The following is a 16,763-nucleotide window of genomic DNA, read 5'->3' as shown; positions in this document are numbered from 1 at the left end:
CCTGGGGGAGCCGGTCTTCCTGGAGATGAACCCCCGCCTCCAGGTGGAGCACCCCGTCACCGAGTGCGTCACCGGACTGGACCTGGTGGAGTGGCAGCTGCGGATCGCTGAGGGCGAGCCGCTGCCCGACACCGGGCCTCCCGCCCCGCGCGGCCACGCAGTGGAGGCCCGCCTGTACGCCGAGGACCCCGGTGACGACTGGCGGCCCCGCACCGGCACGCTGCACGCCTTCGAGGTCCCCGCCGCGGACCTCTCCTTCGCTCCGCTCACCGCGCCCGGGGTGCGCCTCGACCACGGGGTGGAGGCGGGTGACACGGTGGGAACCGACTTCGACCCCATGCTGGCCAAGGTCATCGCCTACGGACGCGACCGCCGTGACGCCCTGCGCCGACTGTCCGCCGCCCTGGCGCGGGCCCGTGTGCACGGGGTGGGCACCAACCGGGACCTGCTCGTCCGCGCCCTGCGCCACCCGGACCTCACGCATGCCGAGACCGGTCCCGAACGACTGCACACCGGCTTCCTGACCGGCGACCGGCTCACCGAGCTCGCCCGACCCCTCGCCGACCCGGCCACGGAGGAGCTGGCCGCGCTCGCCGCCTCCCTGGCCTCGGTCGAGGCGGCCCGGGGGAACGGCGTCCTTCCCCCGGGCGTCCCGGCCGGATGGCGCAACCTGCCCTCCGCCCTGCACCGGCACCGGCACACCACACCCAAGGGCCGCGAGACCACCTCGTCCTTCCGTTCCGTGCGCGGCGCCCACCTGCCCGAACGCGAGGGCGTCCGGGTGCTCTCGGCCACGCCGGAACGGGTGGTGCTGGAAGTGGACGGGCTGCGGCGCGCCTTCGACGTGTACGGCCCCCGCCCCGGCGGCGCGGACGTGTACGTGGAGTCCGCTCTGGGCTCGGTCACCCTCACCCCCGTCGACCCGCTCCCCGCACCCGAACCCGCCGTCGACCCCGGTGCCCTGCCCGCGCCCCTGCCCGGAACCGTCACCGCCGTGGACGTCGCGGTGGGGGATCGGGTCCGCGAGGGGCAGACCCTGCTGCGCATGGAGGCGATGAAGATGGAGCACCGCGTCACCGCTCCCGCCGCCGGGACCGTCCGGGAACTGCCCGTCGCCGCGGGGGACCGGGTCCCCGCAGGGGCCCCGCTGGCCGTCCTCGACCACACCGACAACAACGAAGGGCCTGATCAGTGACCGGTGCCATGACCTTCAACGAACCGACCGAGCGCGTCGAACTCCGGGCCGCCGTCGCCGACCTCGCGGCCAAGTACGGCTCCGAGTACTACCGGGCCAAGGCCAGGGAGGGCTCCTACCTCACGGAACTGTGGAAGGAGGCGGGCGGCCTCGGATACCTCGGCGTCAACGTCCCCGAGGAGTACGGCGGCGGGGGCGGCGGCATCGGCGACCTGGCCGCCGTCCTGGAGGAGTTCAGCGCGGCGGGCTGCCCCACCCTGATGATGGTGGTGTCCCCGGCCATCTGCGGCACCGTTCTGGCCCGCTTCGGCACCCCCGAGCAGCGCGGCCGGTGGCTGCCCGGGCTGGCCAGCGGAGAGTCCATCATGGCCTTCGCCATCACCGAACCCGACGCCGGATCCAACTCGCACCGCATCACCACCACCGCGCGCCGTGACGGCGACGGCTGGGTGCTCAACGGACAGAAGACCTTCATCTCCGGCGTGGACGTCGCCGACGCCGTTCTCGTGGTCGGCCGTGTCCAGGACGAGGACACCGGCCGCCTCTCGGCCGCCCTGTTCGTCGTCCCCACCGGAACCCCGGGGTTCACGGCCCAGCGCATCGAGATGGACCTGGTCAGCCCCGACCACCAGTACCAGCTGTTCCTGGACGACGTCCGGCTGCCCGCCGACGCGCTGGTCGGGGACCCCGAGGCCGGACTCCTCCAGCTCTTCGCCGGGCTCAACCCCGAACGCATCATGGCCGCCTCCCTGGCCACCGGCAGCGCGCGCCACGCCCTCGACAAGGCCGTCGCCTACGCCAAGGAACGCACCGTGTGGCGCGACCAGCCCATCGGCTCCCACCAGGGGCTGGCCCACCCGCTGGCGCAGGTGAAGATCGAGATGGAGCAGGCCCGCCTGATGACCCAGCACGCGGCGCTCCGCTACGATTCCGGCGACGACGCGGGCGCCGGGGAGGCCGCCAACATGGCCAAGTACGCCGCCGCCGAGGCGTGCGTCCGATCGGTGGATCAGGCCGTGCAGACCCTCGGGGGCAACGGTCTGGCCAGCGGGTACGGTCTGGGTTCGGCGATCGCCGCCGCCCGGCTGGCCCGGATCGCCCCGGTGAGCCGGGAGATGGTCCTCAACTACGTGGCCCAGCAGTCCCTCGGGCTGCCCAAGTCGTACTGACACGGGAGAGAAGGGGCGCGCAGTGGGCACGGCATCCGACCGGGAGCCGAGACAGGAACGCAGCCGGGCCACGCGGGCCCGGCTGCTCGACGCGGCCGTGGAGTGCCTGGCCGAACGCGGCGTGGCCGGAGCCACGGTGGGCGCGGTCGCCCAGCGCGCCGGGGTGTCCCGGGGCGCCGCGCAGCACCACTTCCCGACCCGTGAGGACCTGCTCCTCGCCGCGCTGCGGCACATGGTGGACGGTCGCGGGGCCGAGCTGCGCCGCCGCGCCGAGGCGGTCCCGGAGGGGCCGGGCCGCACCGAGGCCGTCGTGCAGATGGTGGTGGACGCCTTCAGCGGCACCGGCTTCAACGCCGCCCTCCAACTGTGGGCCGGGGCCGCCAGCGACCCCGCGCTGCGCGCGCGGGTCATCCCCCTGGAGGAACAGGTGGGGCGGGAGGTGCACCGCGCGGCCGTGGAACTGCTGGGCGCGGACGAGTCCGTGCCCGGGACCCGGGAAGCGGTCCAGGCCACCCTGGACCTCGCTCGGGGGCTGGGCCTGGCCAACCTCCTCACCGATGACGGACCCCGTCGGCGCCGGGTCGTCCGCCAGTGGGCGGCCATGCTCGACCGGGCCCTGGAGACCGTCGGCTGAACCCCGGGAGTGGAGCCGCCCGACAACTTCCCGTCGTCGCGTTGGCCGCGAGCGGCATGATCGGGTCCTTCGTGGTCGCGAAAGCCCGACTGATTCGTCCCGGGTTCCTCAGAGGCTCGGAACCAACGCTGCGTCGTGTGCCGACACGGGGTCCCGCCGGTGGAACGTCAGCTCGGGGGGCTCCTCAAGGGTGTGGGTCTGTAACCACCGGACGCTCGCGTGCCCCACGCCCGGGTGGTCTGCGGCTACTGTTGGGTAATCGCCTACCACCCCGGCGTGGCGGGCGATTATGATCGGAAGTGTCGGTCGGGGGACCGCCCCGACGGTTCCTCACAACACTTCTGCGGACAGGGCGGTGGACCGGTGGCAGCGGACGCGGGCAGGGACCTTCCCAGCCTGGCCAAACGGGCGTTGGACGCGTTCTCTGAGAGCGCCACGCGCGGCAGGGACCGCGACGCCCTCATGGACTCCGCGTTCGCGCGGCTCTTCGAGCTCTACCAGGCCACGACCGAGGCCGAACGCCGATCCCCGGCCGGGCAGAACTTCAACGCGACCCTCGCCGAACTCCTCGTGAGCGGCAACAACCCGGTCCGGCTCAGCCTGTACGTGGTGCGCAGCCAGACCGCCGCCGAGAACGGCCAGCACGAGGGGTACCGGCCGGCCTGCTGGCGCCGTTCCATGATCCAGCTCCTCGGCGACGCGTTCGTCCCGCTGGAGAGCTTCCTGCGGCCGATCGACCTCGGAGCGCTCCCGCGCATCGACGACGCCCTGGAGGCGGTGGCCGCCAACGCCAGCCCCGCCACAGTCGAGGAGGTCCCCGCCTGGGTGCCGGAGACGCACTGGTGGTGGTGGGAACCGGCCCGTCAGCGCGGCGAGGAGACTCCCTCGCACACCCGTGCGGACAGCGGCACCCTGGACGCCGTCAGCGACTGACCGGCGGGTCGCGCAGGGAGTCGAAGCCGCCCCGGGCCGGAACCAGGTGGACCTCCCCGGGCCTGGCCGTGTCCACGGTCTCCTGGAGATGGACCATCAGCAGCTCGAAGGCCTCGGTCAGGCCCTCCTCGCGTCGGGTGCCGAACGCGGCCACCGCTTCCTCGACCAGATCCCGCAGCCGGGCGGCCAGGGTCGGCGGGTCCAGGTGCAGGACCATCGACTCCTCCAGCTCCCGGCCCTGGAAGCAGCCGATCCGGATCCCGCGCTCCCCGGGCAGGACCTCGGCCCGGCTGGCGGCACGGTAGGTCACCGGGGCGCCGGCCCCGCCGGGCTGGACGGTCGTCTCCGCACCCTCGGTCAGCTCCCTGACCAGCCAATCCCAGGTCTTCCGCTCATCCATGCCCCCATGGTCACCCCTGGTGGGGCAGTGGCGCCAGGGGTGACACGGTGGTCAGCCCGCTCCGGGCCCCGCTGCCGGGGGCTCAGCGCACGCCCCGGATCCTCCAGACGGTCACCGCCCCCACCAGGGAGACGAGCCCGCAGACGGAGTACAGCACCGGGTAGCCGCCCAGGTGGACGACGATCGGCCCGGCCAGTGCCGGGGCGATCACCTGGGGGCCCGAACTGGCGATGTTGACGATGCCCAGGTCCTTGGCGCGCCCCTCGGCGGCCGGGAGCACTTCGGTGACCAGCGCGTTGTCCACGGACAGGAAGACACCGAACCCCACCCCCAGGACCACGGCGCAGGCCAGCACGGCGGTCCACGTGGGCACGAGCGCCAACGCGAACGCGGGCAGGCCCATCACCACCCCGGCGAGGGCGACCATGCCGCGGCGCCTCCCGATCCGGTCCGAGACCGCGCCCGCGACCACGGTGGTGGCCACGACCGCCGCCGTGTACACGAGGATCAGCGTGAGCAGCCCGTCCGTGGCGGAGGAGCCGGGGAACAGGTCCTCGTACCCCACGGCGTCGCGCAGGAAGTAGAGCATGTAGAGGATGAACATCGCGTTGCCCGTGCCGATGAGGAACCGGGTGAGGAAGGCCCAGGCGAAGTCCGGGTGCCTCCGGGGCGAGACCCACAGGCTCCGGACGAGGTCGCGCCAGGGCGGCCGGTCCTCGCGGGGCAGGGGAGGGTCGGGGGACAGGAGCGCGAACGGCAGGGCGCACACCAGGGTGAGGACCCCGATGAGCGTGTACCCGGGGGAGACCTCGGTGACGACCACGGTGACCAGTACGACCGCAGCCACGACCCCGGCCGACTGGGGGATGCCGATCCACCCGGAGACCGCGCCGCGCTGGCTCCGGGGCACGTGGTCCGGGACGGCGGCGAGCAGGGTGGCGTTCAGGCAGGACAGCGCGGTCTGCACGAACGCCCAGCCCAGCAGGATGCCCCAGACGCTCTCCTGGGAGCCCAGGACGACCAGCCCGGCGCCGCCGAGCAGGGCGCCGGCCAGGACCCAGGGTCTGCGACGGCCCAGGGGCCCCGTGGTGCGGTCCGACAGCGCTCCGGCCAGCGGAGTGGCCACCATGGCCATCGCCGCGCCGACACCGGTGACCCAGGCCAGGACGGTCTCCTTGTCGGCGGGGCTGACCCGGCCGATCTGTTCCGGGAGGAGTACCTGGAGGGGGCCGAAGAAGGCCATCCACATGCCGAGGTTGGCCAGGCTGATCCCGGCCACCCACAGGGCGCGGACGTCGCGTGTCGGCTCGGCGAGGGCTCGGGGCGGCGGCGCCGGGGGAGTGCGCACAGTGTGACCCACCTAACATGAGGAGGGTTCATGTTAGACCAGTCGGGCCGAGTGGGGGAAGGGTTCGGGGGAACCCGTTGGCATCTAGTCAACTTTGACTAGTAGCGTGGGGGCATGGCAGAGTCGATGCGTCCCAACGAGACCACCGTGCCGGGTCTGCACACCCACGACCCCCAGGCCACCCTCGACTTCTACGAGTCGCTCGGTTTCGAGGTCACCTGGAAGCAGTTCCGGCCCTACGTCTACCTCGCGTTCAGGTGGAGCGGCTTCGAGCTCCACTACAGTGCCGCGCCCAAGGGACTGGACCCCGCCCAGGAGAACACCGGCGGCGCGCTGGTGATGGTCGACGCCGTGGCCCCGTACCACGAGGCCATCACCGACGCCATGCGCGCGGCCCACGGCAAGGTCCTGTCGCGGGGCCTGCCGCGCGTCACCCGCTTCCGCCCCGGCGCGAGCCGCTTCACCCTGATGGACCCCTCCGGGAACAGCCTCATCTTCATCCGGCGCGACGAGCCCGAGGGTCTGGACTACGGCGGATCACCCGAACTGGAGGGCATCGCGCGGGCCCTCGACCAGGCGCGCAACTTCAGGGAGTTCAAGAACGACGACCTCGCCGCGTACCGCCACCTGAAGTCCGCCCTGCGCAGGCACGCGGAGACGGCCCCGGCGGTGGAGCGGGCCCTGGCGCACGCCACCCTGGTCGAGCTGTCCCTGGCACTGGACGACCCGGAACGGGCCCGGGCCTGGCGGACCGAGCTGGCGTCGGTGGAACTCACCGAGGAGGAGCGCCAGCGGGTCGAGCGGGAGCTGGACCACGCCATCCGCCTGGAGGAGTGGCGGGACGGCGAGGACGACCGGTCCTGACGTCGTTCAGTTCCCGGTGTCGGGGGCCAGCACGCCCTCGAACGGCGTGCCCTCCTCGTCGGCGAAGGTGTACGCGCCGCCCTCGACCCGTGAGATCAGCCCCCGGGTCCAGGCGGCCTCGGAGTCCGAGGTGTGCACCCACAGGTCCATGATCTCGCCGATGTGCCCCATCGGCTCCGGGCCCCGGTCGGGGTCGTAGTACCGCACCACCTCGGAGCGCCACTCCTCCAGCCCCGCCAAGCGTCGCCGCAACAGGGTGAGGGCCTCACTCCGGGGCAGGTCCACGGCGAAGCCGAGTCCGGCGGAGAGCACGTCCGGCCTGGTGTCGTGCGCCGACAACGCGGCGCGCAGCAGCGAGAAGTACTCCTCGGTGCCGCGCCCGGTGACCTCGTACTCGACCCGGGGCGGACCACCGGCGGTGGAGGGCGCCACCTCGTGCGCCACGAGCAGGCCCTGCCGGGCCATCTGCTTGAGCGCGTGGTAGATCGACCCCGGCTTGGCGTTGGTCCACTCGTGCGCGCCCCAGGACTCCAGGTCGTTACGGACCTGGTAACCGTGTGCCCGCCCGTGGAGCCGGACCGCTCCGAGCACCAGCAAGCGGATGGCCGACATCCCCGCACCCCTCACCCCGTGTGGTCAACGCCGACCAGCCTACGGGGTGAGGGGCACTGCGGGCCGGATCAGACCGGCTGCTCGGCGGCCAGCTGCTCGTCCTGCCGCCGGTGCTCGGCGCCCAGGGCGATCGGCGCGCCCAGCCACTCGTCACGCAGCCCGAAGGCGTCCACCAGCCGCACCGCGTAGGGGCGCAGCCCGCGGCAGAGGTCGTTCACGGCGGCCGTGACCGCCTTGGTGCGCGCGGTCGAGAGCCGCTCGTGCTCCAGGAACCAGGCCCGGTCCTCCTCGATCACCGACAGCACGTAGAGGTCGCACAGGCGGTTGAGCAGCTTGGCCGTGGACTGGTCGCCGCAGCGGTCGATGCCCGCCACGAACGCCTCCAGCACCACCCGGTCCATGTGCGCCCGACCGGCCGCGAGCACGTGGTCCTGGGCCTGGTTGAACACCTCGAAGGCGTCGCTGCCGTCCTTCCTGGAGCGCCGCAGCCGCCCGGCCAGGCCCTCGATGATGTGCTTCTCGCGGTCCTCCATCAGCTCCAGGTGCCAGCCCCGGTTGTACAGGCCCGCCTCGTCCCGGCCCGGGGACGCGGCGACCAGCCGGTCGATCAGCGGGATCGCGGCGGTGCGCTCGATGACGGTCTCGAACACCTTCCCCGCCATGAACCGGGCCAGGCCCAGCTGGTCGAGGTCGCCGAAGGAGTCCTTGAAGTTGGTGAGCAGGGCCTTGGTGAGCTGCTGCAACAGGACGGTGTTGTCACCCTCGAACGTGGTGAAGATGTCCGAGTCCGCCTTGAGCTGCGGGATGCGGTTCTCCGAGAGGTACCCCGAGCCGCCGCACGCCTCGCGGCAGGTCTGGATGGTCTCGGTGGCGTGCCAGGTGGCGACGGCCTTGAGCCCGGCCGCGCGCGACTCCAACTCCCTCTGGGCGTGCTCGTCGCGCTCGCTGGCCCGGGACAGCTCGTGCAGGCGGGTGACCAGCTCCTCCTGGGCGAAGTGCAGGCCGTAGGTGCGGGCCAGCGCGGGCAGCAGCTTGCGCTGGTGGGCGAGGTAGTCCAGGACGCGCACCTCCCGCTCCGGCTGGGTGTCCGTGGCCGGGCGGGTGAACTGGCGGCGGGTGTCGGCGTAGCGGATCGCGATGGCCAGCGACGCCTTGGTGGCGGTGCCCGCGCCCCCGGCCACGCTGATGCGGCCCCGGATCAGGGTGCCCAGCATGGTGAAGAACCGGCGGTTGGGGTTCTCGATGGGGCTGGAGTAGGTGCCGTCGGCGGCCACGTCCCCGTACCGGTTGAGCAGGTTGGTGCGGGGCACCCGCACGCCGTCGAACCACAGGCGGCCGTTGTCCACCCCGTTCAGCCCGGCCTTGGGGCCGCAGTCCTCGACGGTCACTCCGGGCAGCGGCGTGCCCTCGGCGTCGCGGAGGGGCACCATGACCGCGTGCACGCCGTGCTCGATCAGGCCGCCGTCGCCGTCCGGCGTGCGCAGCTGGGCGAAGACCACCGCCATGCGTCCGTCGCGGGCGGCGTTGCCGATGTAGTCCTTGCGCGCGGACTCGTCGGGGGTGTGGACCACCAACTCCCCGGTGCCCGGGTCGAAGGTGGCCGTGGTGCGCAGGCGCTGCACGTCGGATCCGTGGCCGGTCTCGGTCATCGCGAAGCAGCCCGGCAGGTCCACGGTCATGACGCCGGGCAGGTACCTCCGGTGGTGCTCGTCGGTGCCCAGGGCCCGGATGGCCCCGCCGAACAGTCCGAACTGCACACCCATCTTGACCATGAGGGACATGTCCGCGACGAGCATCTCGAAGGCCACCACCGAGGCACCGATGTCGTCGGTTCCGCCCACGGACTCGGGGAAGCCGTAGGCGGGCACTCCGGTCTCCGCCAGCGCCAAGAGCTGCTTGAGGCTGCGGGCGCGGTGCTCCTCCACGGACAGGCCGTACACCGGGGCGAACTCCTCGCCCCGGATCACGTCGCGCGCGCGTTCGCGCACGTGGGCCCAACGCCCGTCGAGCAGCCCGCGCAGCTCGGCCTCGTCCAGCTTCAACAGAGCCTGTTCGCTCATGTGCTCCCCCTGTGGTCGTCGTTGACGCGACCTTCACCTGTTACCACTCCGCCCCGGAGGGCGGCCGTGTACACGCCCGGGTCGCGGGTGTGTGAGTCCCAACGTAGGGGGTGGCGCGCCGGAGTTCCTCCCTTCCCCGTTTGTGGCCCGACGGCGGCGGTAATCACTGACCACGGTGGGGGTGGTCGAGTGCGTGAGAGAGAAAGGGGCCCGGAGAAGGACACCGGCCGGATACGGCGGACTCCCGGGCGCGTTCTGGTGGCGGGGTGGTTCTCCTTCCTGCATGGGGAGGCCACAGCAGGCGATGTCGGCGCCGCCGAGGCGGTGGGCGCCACGCTGCGGTCGGCCGGAATCCGGTACGAGGTGGCATGGAGCCCCGTCTTCAGGCCCGACGGGCTCACCCTGGACGAGGCGGAGAAGCGTGACTACTCGGATCTGGTCTTCGTCTGCGGGCCGGTCGGCGGTGAGCAGGTGCGCGATCTGCACCGGCGGTTCCCACGGAGCCGACGTGTCGCGGTGGGCGTCTCAGTGGTGGATCGCGGGGACCCCGCCTTCCTTGGTTTCCATGCGGTCCTGGCCCGGGACGGAACGTGCGCGGGGCCCGAGCGTGACCTGGCGCAGGGGGCACCGAGGAAAGGCCGGGAACTTCCGGTCGTCGGGGTGACCGCCGCGCCTGGCCAGCCCGAGTACGGTGCTCTCTCGGCTCATGACCGGGTCCATGAGGCTCTTAGCGGATGGTTGGTCGCCAAGGACTGCGGGCGTCTGCCCCTTGACACGAGACTCGACCGGACGGACTGGCGACACTGCGCGCACCCCGACCAGTTCGACGCCTTGGTGCGTCGCACCGACCTGGTGGTGACGACCCGCCTTCACGGGCTCGTCCTGGCCCTGCGCAACGGTGTGCCCGCGCTCGCGGTGGACCCCGTCGTCCACGGGGCGAAGGTCGCGGCACAGGGCAGGGCCTGGAACTGGCCGGTGCTGACGGTCGAGGATCCCGTCCGGGGCCCGGACCCCGCTTCCCTGGACCGTTGGTGGGAGTGGTGTCTGGCAGAAGGACGCCGGGAGGCGGGGCTCAGGGCGGCGGACACGGTCTCGCCGCTGGGGTGCCGGCTGGTGGAGGTGCTGCGAGGGGAGAGGGCGCCCCTCAACGGAGGCTGAAGGGCCCCTGTGCTGTGCCGTCGTCGAGTGCTCCTCCCGCCGAGGTCAGACGGCGATGCCGTGCAGGGGGGCGGGTACGGGGCTCGGCACGGGGTCGACCCGGGCGAGCAGGGTGTCCAGGGACAGTCCCAGGGTGGCGGCGACGGCCGCCACGGTGAAAAAGGCCGGGGTGGGGACGCGGCCGCCCTCGATCTTGCGGAGGGTCTCCACGGAGATCCCCGAGCAGCGGGCGACGTCCACCATCGTGCGGTCGGCCCGGGCCTCCCGCAGGAGGGTCCCCAGGGCACGGCCGCGTTCGATCTGGTCTTCGGTCAGCGGTTCTCGAACCATGGCGCGAGTCTATCCCGGGCGCGAGAGGTCGTATATTAATACCGGTATAGTTATCCTCACCTCATTCGGAAAGGGTTCCCCATGGTCGAGATCAAGACCCCCGCGGAGATCGCACTCATGCGCGAGGCCGGACGGGTCGTCGCCAACGCGCTCGCCGCCGGACGCCGGATCGCCGCACCCGGCCTCACCACCGCAGACCTCGACCGCGCCGCCGCCAAGGTCATCTCCGACGCGGGCGCCGAGCCGCTCTTCCAGGGGTACCAACCGGGCTGGGCTCCCATGCCCTTCCCCGGTGTGGCCTGCGTGAGCGTCAACGACGAGATCGTCCACGGCGTCCCCGGAGAGCGGGTGCTGGCCGAAGGAGACCTGGTCAGTCTCGACTGCGGCGCGCGCCTGCGCGGCTGGTCCGCCGACGCCGCGATCAGCTTCGTGGTGGGGGAGGCCGACCCCGCCGACCTTGCCCTGATCGCCGACACCGAGGCCGCGCTGGCCCGGGGGATCGCCGCCGCGCGCCCCGGTGACCGCGTGGGCGACATCGGCCACGCCATCGCGACCGAGGCCCGCGCCGCCGGGTACGGGCTCACCGCCGACCACGGCGGGCACGGTATCGGCCGCACCATGCACGAGGCACCCGACGTGCTCAACGACGGTCGTCCCGGCCGGGGCTTCCGGCTCGTCCCGGGGCTGGTCATCGCCATCGAGCCCATGCTGGTGCGCGGCGGCTCCGACGGCTACGCCCACGGCGACGACGGGTGGACGGTGCTCAGCGACGACGGCACCCGGGCCGCCCACTGCGAGCACACGGTCGCCGTCACCGAGGACGGCCCGGTGGTGCTCACCCTGCCCTGACGCGGCCCGGCCCGAGAACGGCCCCTGGGGCCCCGGTCCACCCGCACGAGCGGGTGGCGCGGGGATCCCGGGGTCGTCTGCTCCAGCTATTCCAGTCCCGGTACACCCAGAGCGAGGGTGCCCGCGTCGGCGTCCAACACCGCCGGAACACCCAGCGGGACGGTGAGCTGCGCGGGGCAGTGCCCGAAGTCCAGGCCCCACAGCACCGGTACCCCCAACGGCTCCAGGCGTTCCCGCATCAGCTCGGAGACGACCCCGGGGTCGGGCGGGCAGTCCGTCCACGTGCCCAGGGCGACCCCGGCGACCCCGTCCATCCACCCCGTCCGCAACAGATGGGTGAGCATGCGGTCGAGTCGCGCGGCGTCCTCGTTGACGTCCTCCAGGATCAGGACCCCGCCCGCCGCCGAGAGCCGGCTGTGCGGGGTGGCCAGCCCGTCGTTGAGCAGACTCAGGTTCCCGCCGAAGGTGACCCCCGCGACCCGGCCCGGGACCAGGGCCCGGGCACCCGGCGAGGTCAGGAGCATGCGCCTCTCGGGGGTGAACAGTGTGGTGTGCAGCTCCCGCTGGGCCACGTCGTCACCCACGAAGTAGCGGGTCCCCACCACCGGACCGTGTACGGTCGCCATCCCCAGCTCCACCGCGAACGCCTCGTGCAGCGCGGTGATGTCGCTGAAGCCGATCAGCGCCTTGGGAGCGGCCTGGCGCATCGCGTCGAAGTCCAGCAGGTCCAGCATCCGGTGGGCGCCGTCACCGCCCCGCGCGCAGAACACCGCGCGCACACCGGGATCGCACCACGCCTCCTGGAGGTCGCGGGCCCGGTCCCGGTCCGCCCCGGCCAGGTACGGCAGCACCGGATGGCGGTCACGCACGTGGGGGGCCAGCTCGACCTCCAGGCCCCACCCCCGCAGCGCCTCCACCGCCGCGTCCAGCTGCTGGTCCGGAACCGGACTGCACGGGGCGACCAGACGCACCCGGTCGCCCTCCCGCAGTCTCGGCGGACGGGTCAGCGCCCTCGCTCTGCGGGGGTCCGCCACGGGTCCCCCTTCGCGAACCTCGGTCACCGACTCACCCACGTTGGTCCCCATCCCTGTTGTTGGTGCCCGCCGCCTCAGGCGCGCAGGAAGCTGTCCAGCACCCGTACGCCGAACCGGAGTCCGTCCAGCGGCACCCGCTCGTCCACCCCGTGCAGCAGGTCGGGGTAGTCGATGCCGCCGGGCAGGCGCATGGGGGAGAAGCCGTAGCAGTCGATCCCCAGCCGCGCGAAGACCTTCGCGTCCGTCCCGCCGCCCAGGCACACCGGGACCACCAGGCCCTCCGGGTCGTGGGCCAGGATCGCCGAGCGCAGCGCGTCGAAGGCGGGCGAGTCCACCGGAGCCTCGACCGGCGGAGACCCGTGCGCGTACTCCCAGTCCACACGGTCCCCGGTGAGCGCGTTCATGGTCGCCTCGAAGTCGTCCCGGCCCCCGGGCAGCACACGGCCGTCCACACCGGCGGTCGCGTCGCCCGGCACGACGTTCACCTTGTACCCGGCCGAGAGCATGGTCGGAGCGGCGCTGTTGCGGACCGTCGCGGAGACCAGGGAGGCGGCGGTGCCGAACTTCCTCACCAGGTCGTCCACCGCCTCGTTGGATCCGGTGTCACCGGCCGCGCGCTCGACCTCCAGCGCCCGGGCGATCGCGTCGATCGCGGCACGGGTGACCGGGGTCAGGTGCAGCGGCCAGCGGTGCTGGTCGATCCGGGCCACCGCTGCGGCCAGCGAGCCCACGGCGTTGTCCCTCGGCGGCCGCGAACCGTGCCCCGCCGTCCCGTGCGAGCGCAGCGTCAGCCAGGCGCTGCCCCGTTCGGCGGCCCCGATCGGGTACAGCCGGGCCGCCGCCCCCGAGGAGGTCCGGGCGTGCACGGTGTGCCCGCCGCCCTCGCCGATCGCCATCGTGCAGCCCTCGAAGAGGTCGGCGTGGCCGCGCACCAGGTAGTCGGCGCCGTAGGCGGCGCTGTCCTCCTCGTCGGCCACGAACGCCAGCACGATGTCGCGCCGGGGACGCAGGCCCAGCCTCGCCCAGTACCGGACGACGGCGCTGACCATGCCCACCGTGTTCTTCATGTCCACCGCGCCGCGCCCCCACAGTGAGGGGGCGCCGGTCACCGGGCAGTCAGCGATCTCCCCGGCGAAGGGCGGGAACGTCCAGTCGTGGGCGTCCGCCGGCACCACGTCCAGGTGACCGTGGACCAGCAGGGCGTCCGCGTCCGGGTCGGTCCCGGGGATGCGCACCACCACGTTCGCGCGCCGGTCGGCGGACTCCAGGACCACCGGGGAGAGCCCGGCCTCCCCGAGCGCCTCGGCGGCGAACTCGGCGGCGGCGCGTTCGTCGCCCTCGCCCCTGCCGTGGTTGGTGGAGTCCCGCCTGATCAGTTCTCGGGTCAGGCGGACGGCGTCCTCCCCCGCCTCGGCCAGTTCCGCGTCGCGCGCGCTGTCCGTCAGGGAGGTGTTGGTGTGGCCCACGGTCTCGGCCTCTCTCAGCAGGCTTCGGGGTTCTTGCTCACTTCAGACACACGTTTCCCACGTGTGGTTCTCCCCGCCACAGTTCTATCGTTTCCCACGGGGCGCTGTCCTCGCGATGCGCACATCACCTGGCGCACGAGGAAGTCACCCGTAGTCCTTCTCCATGGCGTTCGAAATCAGGGTGCAGACCGCCTTGAACGTCCGGATCATCTCGTAGGCGTCCGGCGACGTGTACCGGACACGCCGAGCGTCCGTTCGGGTCACACCGGGAACGATCGCCGCGGCCTGGGCCAGCTGCGCGGAGTCGACCTCGACCTCCATCGTCTTCGGAGAGGGCTCCACCGCCTCCGTCCGCCCGGCCAGCGCCATCGCGCGCCGCGCCTCGCCGCGGATGTCCGCGGCCGTTCGCGCCGGGGGCCGGCAGCGGGCCGCGTACCGGCTCACGTGGTCCTTGACCGCCACCGTGCCCGCCGACGGAGCGTAGGACCCCGCGTCCTCGCACGCGCGGTCGTCCCCGGTCACCAGGATCACCGGGGTTCCGTACTCCGCCACCACCGCCGCGTTCAGGTAGCCCTCACTCGCCGTGTGGCCGTCCAGCCACACCCCGGTGATCGCGTTGGGCAGGTACGTGTGCGCCAGCACGCCGTCCTCGCCCGCAGCGCAGTGGTACCCGAGGAAGACGATCCCGTCGACGTCCCCCGCCTGGACACCCTCCACCATGGAGAGCTCCTTGTGGCGTCCGGTGATCATCGTGGCCCGCTCGTCCAGCTCCTCCAGCAACAGGTTGCGCATGGTCGAGTGGGCTTCGTTGACCAGCACCTCCGTGGCGCCGCCCTCGAACAACCCGCCGATGGCGGCGTTGACGTCGCTGGTGAACATGGACCGGCAGCGCTGCCACTGCTCGGTCCCGGGCTCGCAGTCGGCGGGCCAGGTGACGCCGGTGGCGCCCTCCATGTCCGCGGAGATGAGGATCTTCATCCAGCAGACCCTAGCCCGGAGTCGAAACCGGTCACCAGTCCCGTACCGGCCGCCGCGCCCGTGCCCCGCCGTCCCGTGGTGGCGCCCGTCATCGGTTCACGCCGCTTCGCGCAGGTCATCTCGCCGCCGATCAGCGCACCACACGGTGGCGGAGGTAGACGACCCCCGAACCGAAGGTGCGGGACTCGACGAACTCGAGGTCCACCCGGCGCTCCTCGCGGGGGAAGAACGGGACACCGCCGCCCACCAGCACGGGGTGGACCCTGATCCGGTACTCGTCGATCAGGTCCGAAGCCGCGGCCGCGGCCGCGAGGGTGGCGCCGCCGATCGCGATGTCGCCGTCCCCCGGCTCGGCCCGCAGGCGCACGATCTCCTCCTCCAGGCCGCCGGAGAGGAGTCGGGCGTTGCCACGCACCGTCGACAGCGTCGTGGAGAACACCACCTTGGGAAGCGAGTTCCAGAGAGCGGCCCACTCCAGCGTCGCGTCGTCGAGGGAGGGATCCCCGCCGACGGTCTCCCAGTACAGCATCGTCTCGTAGAGGCGTCGGCCCAGCAGGTAGACGTCGATCCGCCGGGTCTCGTCGGTGACGAAGCGGAAGAGTCCGTCGTCGGGGTCGGTCCAGTCGAAGCCGCCGTCCGGTCCGACGATGTAGCCGTCGAGCGATACGCCCATCGAACAGGTCACTCTGCGCACGGGAAGCCCTCCTCGGTGACGGTCCCACCGTACGACCGCCACATGTCGCGGACCCGGCACGGCTCGCCGGGACACCCGTGTCGCGCGCCCGGCCCGTTCAGTGACGGGTACGGGGGTGGAACAGGGCGCCTCTGGGGTGCGGGAGCGCCCCTTCGGGCACGCTCGGAGAGGCGGACCGGATCCCGCGGGGCCGGGGGACCGGTACGGCGGCGCGGGTCTCCAAGGCCTGGACGGCGGCCTCGCGGACCTTGTGGTCGGGGTCCCCGGACAGGCGGGTCAGCAGGTCGTCCACGCCGGGGACGGCCCAGGGGACGATGGACTCGGCCAGGGTGGCGCGGACCAGGGGTTCGGGATGGCCGCACAGGGACGCGACGCGGTCGATGGGGCCCCGGCGGCGCCGGCCGAGCAGGGACAGGGCCTCACGCAGGGCCACAGTGTCGGCCCGGTCGCAGGCGTCGGCGACCAGTTCCATCGGGACCGGACCGCTCCGGGGGAGGGGCCGGGTCTCGGCGAGCCGGCGGACCTCCCGGATGCGGTGGACCTCGTGGCGGTCGACCCGGCGGGGTACGAACACCTCCCAGCCGCGGGGTTCGCGGAGCCCGGCGACGACACGCACCGCTTCGGCGGCGCCGACCCTCTGGGGGCCGTCGCTGTCGTCGAAGTGCCCCACGGTGACCGGTTCGTCGTCGGCCAGGGTCAGGTACACCGCTATCAGGCCACGGGGTCCGTGGTGTCCGGTCAGCTCACGCAGCCACTGGTGGGTCACCGTGTACGACGGCAGCACGGGGAAGCAGAACACCCCGCGCAGGCCTCCGGGCCCGATGGCGGTGCCCAGGCCGGACCTCCGTATGCGGGAGATGTTGGCGCGGGGTGTCAGGTGGACGAACATCGCCATGGTTGGTTCCTGTGTGTTGGTGGGTTGTGACGGTGGGTTGATGGTGTCGGGGATCAGTCAATCCGCAACAGTGCGCCCGGTGCAGGGGTTTTCCCCAACCCGTTCGGAGCCCGCTCCGTGTCGTCCGCACGCGCGAGGGCCCCG

The 16,763-nt window shown here is 72.6% G+C and carries 17 protein-coding genes; 7 read left to right on the top strand and 10 right to left on the bottom strand.

Annotated elements, in window-relative coordinates:
* The 4 genes from D452_RS28925 to D452_RS0124310 all read left to right on the top strand — a co-directional run.
* Positions 1-1,195 (top strand): biotin/lipoyl-containing protein (locus D452_RS28925; protein WP_017546744.1); only part of this gene is annotated, 1,195 nt, incomplete at its 5' end.
* 8 nt (positions 1,196-1,203) lie between these two features.
* Positions 1,204-2,364 carry an acyl-CoA dehydrogenase family protein gene (locus D452_RS0124320; RefSeq protein ID WP_239646442.1) on the top strand — a complete coding sequence of 387 codons (1,161 nt, stop codon included), beginning with the start codon at positions 1,204-1,206 and terminating at the stop codon, positions 2,362-2,364.
* 22 nt (positions 2,365-2,386) lie between these two features.
* Positions 2,387-2,998: a TetR/AcrR family transcriptional regulator gene (locus D452_RS0124315; protein ID WP_017546742.1), complete on the top strand. Its 612-nt coding sequence runs from the start codon at positions 2,387-2,389 to the stop codon at positions 2,996-2,998.
* A gap of 411 nt (positions 2,999-3,409) precedes the next feature.
* On the top strand, positions 3,410-3,931 hold the full coding sequence (locus D452_RS0124310; protein WP_017546741.1) for a hypothetical protein: 522 nt from the start codon (positions 3,410-3,412) through the stop codon (positions 3,929-3,931).
* Here D452_RS0124310 and D452_RS0124305 read toward each other — a convergent pair.
* Together D452_RS0124305 and D452_RS0124300 are read right to left on the bottom strand one after the other, a co-directional pair.
* The gene (locus D452_RS0124305; RefSeq protein ID WP_017546740.1) at positions 3,921-4,331 is read right to left on the bottom strand and encodes a hypothetical protein; all 411 of its coding nucleotides are present in this window, start codon (positions 4,329-4,331) and stop codon (positions 3,921-3,923) included. The genes D452_RS0124310 and D452_RS0124305 overlap by 11 nt on opposite strands.
* 82 nt (positions 4,332-4,413) lie before the next feature.
* Entirely contained in the window at positions 4,414-5,679 is a 1,266-nt protein-coding gene (locus D452_RS0124300) for an MFS transporter (RefSeq protein ID WP_017546739.1), read from the bottom strand.
* Between the two features lie 114 nt (positions 5,680-5,793).
* On the opposite strand from D452_RS0124300, the gene D452_RS0124295 reads away from it, so the two are divergent.
* A complete protein-coding gene (locus tag D452_RS0124295) occupies positions 5,794-6,543 on the top strand; it encodes a VOC family protein (RefSeq protein ID WP_040694797.1) in 750 nt (249 codons plus the stop codon).
* Positions 6,544-6,549: 6 nt separating this feature from the next.
* On the opposite strand, the gene D452_RS0124290 is transcribed toward D452_RS0124295, so the two are convergent.
* Positions 6,550-7,155, bottom strand: coding sequence for a PadR family transcriptional regulator (locus D452_RS0124290; RefSeq protein WP_017546737.1), 606 nt, complete (start codon positions 7,153-7,155; stop codon positions 6,550-6,552).
* A gap of 68 nt (positions 7,156-7,223) precedes the next feature.
* The gene (locus tag D452_RS0124285; protein ID WP_017546736.1) at positions 7,224-9,215 is read right to left on the bottom strand and encodes an acyl-CoA dehydrogenase family protein; all 1,992 of its coding nucleotides are present in this window, start codon (positions 9,213-9,215) and stop codon (positions 7,224-7,226) included.
* A 258-nt stretch (positions 9,216-9,473) separates the two neighbouring features.
* On the opposite strand from D452_RS0124285, the gene D452_RS0124280 reads away from it, so the two are divergent.
* Positions 9,474-10,373 (top strand): polysaccharide pyruvyl transferase family protein, encoded by a 900-nt coding sequence (locus D452_RS0124280; RefSeq protein WP_017546735.1) that lies wholly within the window; start codon positions 9,474-9,476, stop codon positions 10,371-10,373.
* A gap of 45 nt (positions 10,374-10,418) precedes the next feature.
* Here D452_RS0124280 and D452_RS0124275 read toward each other — a convergent pair whose 3' ends face one another.
* Positions 10,419-10,703, bottom strand: a complete 285-nt coding sequence (locus D452_RS0124275) for a helix-turn-helix domain-containing protein (protein WP_017546734.1) — start codon at positions 10,701-10,703, stop codon at positions 10,419-10,421.
* 81 nt (positions 10,704-10,784) lie between these two features.
* Between D452_RS0124275 and map the strand changes: the two genes are divergently transcribed.
* Positions 10,785-11,552 carry a type I methionyl aminopeptidase gene (map, locus tag D452_RS0124270; RefSeq protein WP_017546733.1) on the top strand — a complete coding sequence of 256 codons (768 nt, stop codon included), beginning with the start codon at positions 10,785-10,787 and terminating at the stop codon, positions 11,550-11,552.
* An 86-nt stretch (positions 11,553-11,638) separates the two neighbouring features.
* Here map and D452_RS0124265 read toward each other — a convergent pair whose 3' ends face one another.
* The 5 genes from D452_RS0124265 to D452_RS28920 all read right to left on the bottom strand — a co-directional run bounded on the left by D452_RS0124265 (position 11,639) and on the right by D452_RS28920 (position 16,619).
* On the bottom strand, positions 11,639-12,637 hold the full coding sequence (locus tag D452_RS0124265; protein WP_017546732.1) for a S66 peptidase family protein: 999 nt from the start codon (positions 12,635-12,637) through the stop codon (positions 11,639-11,641).
* A gap of 23 nt (positions 12,638-12,660) precedes the next feature.
* Positions 12,661-14,052 (bottom strand): M20/M25/M40 family metallo-hydrolase, encoded by a 1,392-nt coding sequence (locus tag D452_RS0124260; protein WP_017546731.1) that lies wholly within the window; start codon positions 14,050-14,052, stop codon positions 12,661-12,663.
* Positions 14,053-14,196: 144 nt separating this feature from the next.
* Positions 14,197-15,030: a M55 family metallopeptidase gene (locus tag D452_RS0124255; RefSeq protein ID WP_017546730.1), complete on the bottom strand. Its 834-nt coding sequence runs from the start codon at positions 15,028-15,030 to the stop codon at positions 14,197-14,199.
* Positions 15,031-15,160: 130 nt separating this feature from the next.
* Positions 15,161-15,724: a dihydrofolate reductase family protein gene (locus tag D452_RS0124250; RefSeq protein WP_026129642.1), complete on the bottom strand. Its 564-nt coding sequence runs from the start codon at positions 15,722-15,724 to the stop codon at positions 15,161-15,163.
* Positions 15,725-15,821: 97 nt separating this feature from the next.
* Positions 15,822-16,619, bottom strand: coding sequence for a HEAT repeat domain-containing protein (locus tag D452_RS28920; RefSeq protein ID WP_017546728.1), 798 nt, complete (start codon positions 16,617-16,619; stop codon positions 15,822-15,824).
* Positions 16,620-16,763 lie beyond the last annotated feature (144 nt).

The sequence above is a fragment of the Nocardiopsis prasina DSM 43845 genome (genome assembly GCF_000341265.1).
Lineage (GTDB): Bacteria > Actinomycetota > Actinomycetes > Streptosporangiales > Streptosporangiaceae > Nocardiopsis > Nocardiopsis prasina.
This window is presented reverse-complemented; position numbering and strand designations above follow the sequence as displayed.